This window comes from Streptomyces sp. NPDC002324 (assembly GCF_053593335.1).
Genome location: NZ_JBSFCF010000038.1, coordinates 81,183 through 88,419, shown reverse-complemented (window position 1 = coordinate 88,419; position 7,237 = coordinate 81,183). Strand labels below are relative to the sequence as shown.

The following is a 7,237-nucleotide window of genomic DNA, read 5'->3' as shown; positions in this document are numbered from 1 at the left end:
GCGTCCACAACGCGAAGAATGGGAATGACTTCCTCGTCCATGGCGCCATCGTCGCAGACCGCCCAGGGCGAACGTTGCCTGATGCGGCACTAGCACCAGTTTCGGGCAGGGGACCTGCACGCAACGGGGTGCGTGCGCTGGTGACCGGAATCGGGTTCAGGATGCCGAGCCCCCGGGCATCCCTGCTCGCCAGCACCACCACTGACGGAACCTCACAGGAATCCGTCCGACACCGTTCAGCGAGCGATCACGCCATAAGAAACGACCTCTAAGACCGTGTCCAACATGGTCAGTTTGAGAAACCGCTTGTAGCAGCAGAGAGCGGATGCCAGTCCGAGAAAGGCCAGGTAGTTGCCTGGCTTTCGCTCGTAGCCGTGGTTGAGACGGCGGTAGCCCGTCAGCCAGGACATGGTGCGCTCGATGACCCACCTGCGACGGCCGAGCCGCTCGCTGGAGTCGATGCCCTTGCGGGCGATACGGACGCCAATGCCTTTGCCCCACAGCCATCGCCGCAGGTAGGGGATGTCGTACGCCTTGTCTGCATGAAGACGCACGGGCTTGGAGTCGGCCGCGTGGGATTCGTGTCCCATGTGGAAATGGGACAGCATCGGCTTCAGCGCGAGACTGTCGTGGGTGTTGGCCGCGGAGAGCCCGACCCGTAAGGGCAGTCCGTTCGCGTCGGACAGGACATGCATCTTGGAACCTGGCCTACCTCGGTCCACGGGCTCGGACCTGCAAGTTCGCCCCCTTTTTTTAGCCCTCACCTGGGCGGAATCGAGGACCGCACGTGACAGGTCGACCATGTCCTGCTCGTCCAGGAGTTGGAGAACCTTCTGATGCAGTCGGACCCAAACTCCAGCACGCGACCAGATGGCGAAGCGGCGGTGCGCGGTCGACTTCGACGCTCCGAAGCACGGCGGCAACGCCCGCAAGGCGCAGCCGCTGACCAGCACGCAGATGATCGCGGCAAACACGGCCCATCATCAATGCTCCCGACCCCGCCACCCTGCGGACGAACTCGCGCCGCCGACAGCAACGGCCTTGCCAACTCCCACAAGCCGTCCGGAACGATCTATCCCCACCGTCCACTCCCCATGCCCAGCACAACTGCCAACTGACCATGTAGGACACGGTCTAAGGTCTTTCTCCGTTTTCCGTCGAAGCGGCACCCGGTCAGTGGCCTGACACGATCCGGTGTGTGACCCCCTGTTCACGTAACCATCGCCGCAGATGGGCATAGTCGTAGCCTTTGTCGGCATAAAGCTTGGCGGGCTTGTGCCGTCGTCGTCCGGGGCGCGAGCGAGGCCCCTTCTTCAAGGCCCACATGTGGCCCTTGCGGCAGCGCTGCACCGACCGTCGCAGGGATCACGGGGCTGCCGTCAGCCCGCTACGACACCACGTTTTTTGAAGGTCGGTAATTGCCCCTTCATTTTTGTCCTGTTTCAACTACCGGCGGAAGCCAGGGGGGTTGTGGCGCCCGACTCGCAAGGTCAGCCAGGTCGTGTCCATACTTGAAAAAAGGCTGAAGCTGACTACCCACGGGATGGGCGTCAGCCCCCCTGGGTGATGGCGTCGCAATAGGGGAATAGGCCCGCTCTCATGACCGGAACTGGCCGGTAAATGGTGACTGGTCAGCGGCCGCGCTCAGCAAGCGCCCTGCAGACCGTTGACGTCCTCAGGTGCGTTCCTTGTGGGCTCCAGTCCGAGAACGCAACAATTACACGCACCGCTCTACGCCGTGGTTGTACCACGTGCTGTCAGAGCGCCGCGAGCAAGGAGAATCATGACCACTCAAGAGCAACAGCGGGTCAAGGCGTACGATGCGAAGCAGCCGCTGGACCTGTGCAACTATGAGTTCGTGCCGGCGGACGGTGCAACAGGTCCGATCACCACGGAACTGAACCTCGACCTTGAGGTAGCCAAACTCTTCGGCATCAGTGGCACGAAGCCCGAAGCCGTCGTAAGGGCGGTCTCAAAGACCTGGGCGTTCACGGGCAAGATTTCCACAGCCGCCGGCGAGCCCGTCGCCACACTCGAGAACCTGACGATCGCGGCTACCAAGGTGGACGATCCGCTCACGGGCAGACCGTTCATCCACATCGCCCTCGACTACTTTGCCACGTCCCACGGCTGGCGTACCGGGCGGGGAGTCTCCGGGGAGCCCTACGGCATGTCAAACAAGATCTATTTCAAGAACAGTGCGGGTGGGGTCGTCTGGGCGACGGATCTCCCTGTCTTCGTTCTCGGATGCGGCTGGCACAGGGAGCATCAAACCTATTTCGGGATCGACCGTTATAACGTCGGTTGGTTCGACGTCTGCCAGGGCGTGCAGCACGAGGTGCGAGGCGTCATTTTCCGATGCTGAACTGAATGATGCTGCGCGTCCTCTGGAGGGAGAGGGCTTCATCTTGCACAAGTCCTGTCTGTCCACGGGGAAAGAAGCCTTCACCCATTGCACCGTGACGACTTTCATGACCCGTCACGGTGCGATGGGCGCATCCATGGCCCTTACCGTCACCACCGGCATCTCTTTCCGTCAAGTGCAGGGCGGATCTGACCGCCGTAGAGCGGCATGACGGCGATTCGGCTCAGACAAGGGCCGGAACACGCCAGCCGAGCCGTGGTGTGCAGCCTTCGTTCATGTCGTTGCCTTGATGTACAGGAACTCCGGACCGTAGTTCTTTCCGCTGCCGTCGGGCAGCGGGATTCGCATCAGCTCCTGTGCCGGCTCCCGCAATTGGCGCATCTGCCCGACGGATTTCTTCAACAGCTGGGTTGCCACACTCTGCTGCTCTGCCTTCCACGCCTGCTCGAGGAACTCGAGCAGCGAGCTGTAGTGCTGGTTGCAGGTGTCAAGGCGCTTCCTCACCTCGCTGGGGACCGGCACACCGCCCTGCGCCCAGCCGCCCTTGGGTACCGTCCCCATGGGGAGGAGGGACTGTGGCATGGGAATCTCGGGACCCCGGAAGTCGTACGCCTTCGGGTCTTCCGACACGGCGATCAACTTGCGACCGTGGAAGATCTCCCGGAAGGAATAGAAGTGAGCCAGTTCCCCGGGCGGCCCGGGGAACGGGTTCTCCGGGGAAGCAGCCGTACCTTCACCCTGCCCCTTGATGATCTTGATAGCGGACTCGACGTCGCCAAACGTCTTCAGCGCGACGACATCGTTTCCTTTCCCGAACGACGACATGATCCTGATGACCTGTCGGGTACCCGAGATCAGGTGCTGGTGGTTCCGGAAGGCCTCCAGGACGGCCGTGTAGAAGGCTCCGATGGACGTATGGATTTCCCTGTTATCGACGACCGGGTCGTCAGGCCTCTCGATCTGGGAGTACATGTCGAGCGACTGCTTGGTCAAGCCGGTGAGGGATACCGTCAAGTCGGGCCGCACGCCGCCGGGCAGCGCACCCGGATACTTCGGCACCAGGTTCTCGTCAGCGATACGCGGTACGCCCCCAATGGTGGTGAGCATGTTGCACGCCAAGCCCATGTGGGACATCTCATCGAAGACGATTGCTTCGATCGTGGCGGCAACATCGGCGGCGCTATCTGTATCCTCGATGGACCAGAGACCGCACAAATAGGGCGGAAGTGTGGCCAGTTCCAGCATGATGGCCTGCTGTAGCGCGTCTTTCAGCCATTGTTCATCGTGGCCCTCTGCAGGCACCTCCATTAGTTCGACGATCTTGTTGCTTTCATAGTCGAGAGCTGAGGCCACGGCTATTCCTTTCGGCGTGTGAGGGTTCTGGGCCAGCTTGAAGTGAAGCGCTTTTCCAACGTCAGTGCGCACAAGCGCGCTCCCAGAGTCACCCATTCGGTTTAGACCGTGTCCTACGTGGTGAGGCTGTCGCGTTGGTCCGGGTCATGGGGCGGGGTACGTGGAGTTGGATTGTTCCGGGGGGAGAGAGATCGCGAAGCCGCTGATCCCTCCGTCGAGGGTGCGGCCGCAGGGCGGTGGAACACGGGACACGCCTGATGAGACGCTGTTCGCGGCGATCATCTACGTGCTGGTCAGCGGTTGCGTCTGGCGCCAACTGCCGCCCTGTTTCGGGATATCGAAGTCGACGGCTCACCGTAGGTTTCTGATCTGGTCGAGAGCCGGTGTCTGGGGCCGCCTGCACGAGGCGGTGCTGCACCGGCTCGACGACGCCGGCCTCATCGACGTCACCCGCGTCGTCCACGTCAGGGCTAAAAAGGGGTGGACACACAGGTCCGAGCCCCGTGGACCGGGGCAAGCCGGGTCCGAAGATGCACGCCCTGTCGGACGCGAACGGACTTGCCCCTCCTCGTCGGCGTCTCGGCCGGCAACACCCACGACAGCGAAGGGCTGAAGCCCATGATCGAGGGTCACCAAACGAGACACGACCCCCACCGCGGCCGCCACTTCAAACCCCAGCGCCTCCACGCGGACCAAGCCTAAGACCGCGCCGACCTGCGGAAATGGTTACGCGCCAAACGCATGGGCGTGAGGATCGCACGCAGAGGAATCGAGTCCAGCGAACGATTGGGCCGCCACCGCTGGGTGATCGACGCACCATGTCGTGGCTGTCCGGCTACCGCCGACTCATCCCACGCTACGAACGCAATCCCCGCAACTACCTGGCCTTTCTCGGCCTCGCCGCCGCCCTCTGCTGCTACAAACGGCCTGTCCGCCTCACCACGTAGGACACGGTCCAATACTCCAGCCGTAGATCGTGATCTTGCGGGTCCGAGCCGGTCTGGGGGCGAGTGCGGCCACCGTTGATCATCAGTGTGTGAAGACGGAAGATCAGTCGGTGGCCGCAGGTCACAGCATAGATCCTGCCCGTTGGCAGAACATGTTCGAGGCCCTGATGGGCCGTATCGCTGGACGGTTCTGGCGGGTGGAACCGCAGCGCCGGGCACGGGAGTTCGTCCTTGGCCTGTTGTCGGACCTACCGCGCAAGAACTGCTGGACGCTCGCCGAGCATGCCGGGGACGCGACACCGGACGGCTTGCAGCATCTGCTGTCCAGGGCGAAGTGGGACGCCGACGCGGTCCGCGGTTGGTGCGACGCTGGTAGCGCTCCACGACGCCGGGGACCTGCTCGCGGAACGTCTGCCGCGGGCAGCCGAGTACCGGGCAGACCAGGCGCCGGATGCGCACCGACGCCACCACCCGCCGTCCGTCCACCGGCACGTCCGCGACCACCCGACTGTGGAAGCCATGCACCCGCCCCGTCGGCTGCCCGCACAGCCGGGTCCGCGCCGACACCCGGATGGCCTCACCCTCGTCCGTAACGCCCTCGACGACGAGGGCCGACAAGCCCGAAAACACCACACCCACAAGCTCATTGACATCGCGCACACCATGGCAACGACGACCGTCACCCTTCGCTACCACCGATTACGTGACAGAGCCGAACGTTTGACAGACCCGCACGGGCGGCCGGGGACGCCGTGGAGTTGGCTGTCATGGTTGCCGATCCTAGGCTCGGCAACCATGACAGTTCTGATCACGGTGTGGGGAGCATCTCCCGGAGTGGGCAAGTCGACGCTGTGCGCCGGGCTGTCTCGGTGGCTGGCTGATACGGAACTGCGGGTGGACCGCTTCCGCGAGGAGGAGATCTTGACCCGACCGCAGTTCGCGCCGGTGGCTGCGGAGTTCAAGGCGACAGGCACGGTCGAGCCGGGGACACTGATCGCGGCGGCGGCGAGGTTCGTCGATGCGGTTGTGGCGAGCGGCGATGACGTGGTGATCGCGGACGCGCTGATGCCGTTCGTGCCGACGCTGCTGGCCATGGGGCACGGCGAAGAGACGATCGACGCCTTCATGACCGACCTCACCGAGGCTCTCGCACGGGTTCGGCCGGTCATGGTCTTTCTCGACGGGAACGCCGAGTTCGCGTTGTCCCGAGCTGCGACGCGGGAAGGCGAGCAGTGGCTGGACTGGTACGTCGGGAAACTCGCCAGCTACGACGTAAGTCCTCCAGTGGCCGACGTCGCTTCGGCGGTGACGTACCTGCGGCATGAGCGTGCAGTGACACTTGGCGCAGTCCGTCGAAAGGACTGGGGTCTCGTTGTGATCGAACGAGCTGACGAGCGGCACCCGGATGAGGTACTGCGGGTCGCGCAACGGGGCCTGAGGCCATGGCTCGGATGGACTGCCCCACACGGATAGGACGGGCTCGACAATGGGACTCGGCCGACCGACGCCACGACCGTAACGATCTACGGCTGGAGTACTGAGCCAGAGCAGATGCAGGCCGGGCTCGCGGAAACAGAAGGCCGGTGCATCACTGGGGCCGGCAGATGGTGTAGCAGTTCTTTCGGGGCCCTGGTGCAAGATGGCACCAGGGCCCCTCCGCGCGTCCACAGAGAGGTGCGATGACAGCAGACGATTCCTTTGGCCGTTTGATGACGACGACTGTCCCGCCTACACCATGGGCCGGGCCGCGGAGATGCTCGGCACCACCCAGAGCTTCCTGCGCGCCGTCGGCGAAGCCCGCCTCATCAGCCCGCTGCGCTCCGCAGGCGGACACCGCCGCTACTCCCGCTACCAGCTGCGCATCGCCGCCCGCGCCTGCGAACTCGTCGACCAGGGCACCCCCATCGAGGCAGCCTGTCGCATCATCATCCTCGAAGACCAACTCGAAGAGGCCCAGCGCATCAACGCCGAACACCGGCGCGCCGCCGAAGCGTCCGAACCACCCGCAGCCTGAGACAGTGGGGGCCTTGCCCCAGATGGCAGAGCTCACGCCGTGCAGCGCATGCGTCAGCTGTCATGGTGCGGTCGTCCGACCTGCGGTATGCGTGCAGGACGTGTGAGGCGGTGCGTTCGAGATCGCGGAGCCACCATTCCGATGATCTATGTTTTGGGGTCAGGGAGATGGTCGGACTCGACGAGCGCTTGACCGATCAGCTCCTCGGCCGCGACCGGCCGCGACGCGTTGGGGCCGGGTCAGCTCACCGACAGCCGAGAGGATCTGTCGGGTCAAGGCGGTTCCGGCCACCCGTCAGGGCCTGCAGCGTCTCGGCCTTGATGTTGGCGGGTAGCAGATGAGAACGGTGCCCCAGGTTCACTGCGCGCCTGCCGGCTCGCCCGCTCGCCTCACCAGTTGCCCGGATGTGCGGCGAGGGCCAGCGCACGGACCACCGGGGTGGACGCCGGGCAGGAAGTCTCCTCCGGAATACGCGCTCTTTTGAGCGCTCAAGCGTACCGCTGTTCCTGCAACGCTGCGCTTCGGGACGGTCAATATCTATATCCGTGACGTGAGGGT

Annotated in this window: 4 protein-coding genes and 5 pseudogenes; 5 read left to right on the top strand and 4 right to left on the bottom strand. The window is 64.0% G+C overall.

Features of this window, described 5'->3' with window-relative positions; genetic code table 11:
- Positions 1–236 precede the first annotated feature (236 nt).
- Both ACWCRJ_RS35480 and ACWCRJ_RS35475 read right to left on the bottom strand, forming a co-directional pair.
- Positions 237–1,072, bottom strand: a protein-coding gene (locus ACWCRJ_RS35480; RefSeq protein ID WP_450943133.1) for an IS5 family transposase whose coding sequence is annotated in 2 segments (ribosomal slippage) — positions 237–979 and positions 979–1,072 — 837 coding nt in all. Because the reading frame shifts where the segments join, the coding sequence is not laid out codon by codon here.
- Between the two features lie 116 nt (positions 1,073–1,188).
- Positions 1,189–1,302 (bottom strand): annotated as a pseudogene (locus tag ACWCRJ_RS35475) (IS5/IS1182 family transposase); the annotation flags it as partial.
- 481 nt (positions 1,303–1,783) lie between these two features.
- On the opposite strand from ACWCRJ_RS35475, the gene ACWCRJ_RS35470 reads away from it, so the two are divergent.
- Positions 1,784–2,365, top strand: a complete 582-nt coding sequence (locus ACWCRJ_RS35470; protein WP_450943130.1) for a hypothetical protein — start codon at positions 1,784–1,786, stop codon at positions 2,363–2,365.
- Positions 2,366–2,638: 273 nt separating this feature from the next.
- Here the strand turns inward: ACWCRJ_RS35470 and ACWCRJ_RS35465 are convergent, their stop codons facing one another.
- A complete protein-coding gene (locus ACWCRJ_RS35465; RefSeq protein ID WP_450943129.1) occupies positions 2,639–3,718 on the bottom strand; it encodes a ferritin-like domain-containing protein in 1,080 nt (359 codons plus the stop codon).
- Positions 3,719–3,864: 146 nt separating this feature from the next.
- On the opposite strand from ACWCRJ_RS35465, the pseudogene ACWCRJ_RS35460 reads away from it, so the two are divergent.
- Positions 3,865–4,665, top strand: a pseudogene (locus tag ACWCRJ_RS35460) (IS5 family transposase).
- Positions 4,666–4,832: 167 nt separating this feature from the next.
- A pseudogene (locus ACWCRJ_RS35455) lies at positions 4,833–5,021 on the top strand (IS701 family transposase); the annotation flags it as partial.
- On the opposite strand, the pseudogene ACWCRJ_RS35450 reads toward ACWCRJ_RS35455, so the two are convergent.
- A pseudogene (locus ACWCRJ_RS35450) lies at positions 5,020–5,325 on the bottom strand (transposase family protein); the annotation flags it as partial. The pseudogenes ACWCRJ_RS35455 and ACWCRJ_RS35450 overlap by 2 nt on opposite strands.
- Before the next feature lie 135 nt (positions 5,326–5,460).
- Here ACWCRJ_RS35450 and ACWCRJ_RS35445 point away from each other — a divergent pair.
- Both ACWCRJ_RS35445 and ACWCRJ_RS35440 read left to right on the top strand, forming a co-directional pair.
- Positions 5,461–6,138, top strand: coding sequence for a hypothetical protein (locus tag ACWCRJ_RS35445; protein WP_450943128.1), 678 nt, complete (start codon positions 5,461–5,463; stop codon positions 6,136–6,138).
- A 206-nt stretch (positions 6,139–6,344) separates the two neighbouring features.
- A pseudogene (locus ACWCRJ_RS35440) lies at positions 6,345–6,679 on the top strand (MerR family transcriptional regulator).
- The last annotated feature ends 558 nt before the right edge of the window (positions 6,680–7,237 follow it).